Below are 1,473 nucleotides of genomic sequence, written 5' to 3'. Positions count from 1 at the left end.
CCCAACGCTCTTTCCAGCGGCCTATACTCCGCCATTCCCGCCCCAATTGGGGATCGCGGCTCCATACACGAAGCCGATTTCCTATTCTAGACCGGAATTTCAGCGCTGGCGAATGGTCCGAGGCTAGCTACGCCGCCTTCTCCACCAGCCGTGCCAACTGCGTCATGACGACCGCCGAGCCCGCCAGCCTCTTCTCGGCTGTCGGCCAGTCGCGCACGAAGACGACACTGTGGTCCGGCCGGATCTTGGCCAACGATCCCTGTTCGCCAATGAACTTGACCAGCCCGACCGGGTTGGAGAATTCGCGCTTGCGGAAATGGATGACGACGCCCTTCGGCCCGGCGTCGAGTTTTTCGACATTGGCCTTGCGGCAGAGCGCCTTGATGAAGACGATCTTCAACAGATGCTTCACCTCCTCCGGCAGCGGGCCGAAGCGGTCGATCAGCTCGGCGCCGAAAGCGTCGATTTCCTCGGTGTTTTCGAGATCGCCGAGACGGCGATAAAGCGCCAGCCGGAGCTGCAGGTCCGGAACATAGCTTTCCGGGATCATCACCGCCGTGCCGACGGCAATCTGCGGCGACCAGCCGCCATCCTGCACCTCGCCCGAATCCTTCACCTCGGCGACGGCTTCTTCCAGCATCTGCTGGTAGAGTTCGAAGCCGACCTCCTTGATGTGTCCGGACTGCTCCTCGCCGAGAAGATTGCCGGCGCCTCTGATATCGAGGTCGTGGCTGGCCAGTTGGAAGCCGGCGCCCAGAGTGTCGAGCGATTGCAGCACCTTGAGCCTCCGCTCGGCGGTGTCGGTCAGCTTGCGGTTGGCCGGCAGCGTGAACAGCGCGTAGGCCCGCACCTTCGAACGGCCGACGCGGCCGCGCAATTGGTAGAGCTGCGACAGGCCGAACATGTCGGCGCGGTGGATGATCAGCGTGTTGGCGGTCGGAATATCAAGGCCGGATTCGACGATGGTGGTCGACAACAGCACGTCGTACTGGCCGTCATAAAAGGCATTCATGATGTCGTCGAGTTCGCCCGGCGGCATCTGGCCATGAGCCACCGCCACCTTCAACTCCGGCACGGATTCCTTCAGGAAATCATGTATTTCCGAGAGATCGCTGATGCGCGGCACCACATAGAAAGAATGGCCACCGCGATAGCGTTCGCGCAGCAGCGTCTCGCGGATCACCAGCGGATCGAAGGGCGATATGAAGGTGCGCACCGCCATGCGATCGACCGGCGGCGTGGCGATCAGCGACAGCTCGCGCACCCCGGTCAACGCCAGTTGCAGCGTTCGCGGGATCGGCGTCGCCGACAGCGTCAGCACGTGCACGTCGGTCTTCAGGTCCTTCAGCCGTTCCTTGTGCTTGACGCCAAAATGCTGCTCTTCGTCGATGATCAGCAGACCAAGGTTCTTGAACGAGATCGCGGAACCGAGCAGCGCGTGCGTGCCGATGACGATGTCGACCTGGCCTTCGG

Annotated in this window: 1 protein-coding gene; it reads right to left on the bottom strand. The window is 62.3% G+C overall.

Annotated elements, in window-relative coordinates; translation table 11 throughout:
- Nucleotides 1-127: 127 nt before the first annotated feature.
- The coding region (locus tag EN991_RS35970; protein WP_281058848.1) for a TRCF domain-containing protein at nucleotides 128-1,473 on the bottom strand (1,346 nt) is incomplete at its 5' end.

This window comes from Mesorhizobium sp. M7A.F.Ca.US.005.03.2.1, assembly GCF_003997795.1.
Lineage (GTDB): Bacteria > Pseudomonadota > Alphaproteobacteria > Rhizobiales > Rhizobiaceae > Mesorhizobium > Mesorhizobium ciceri.
This window is presented reverse-complemented; position numbering and strand designations above follow the sequence as displayed.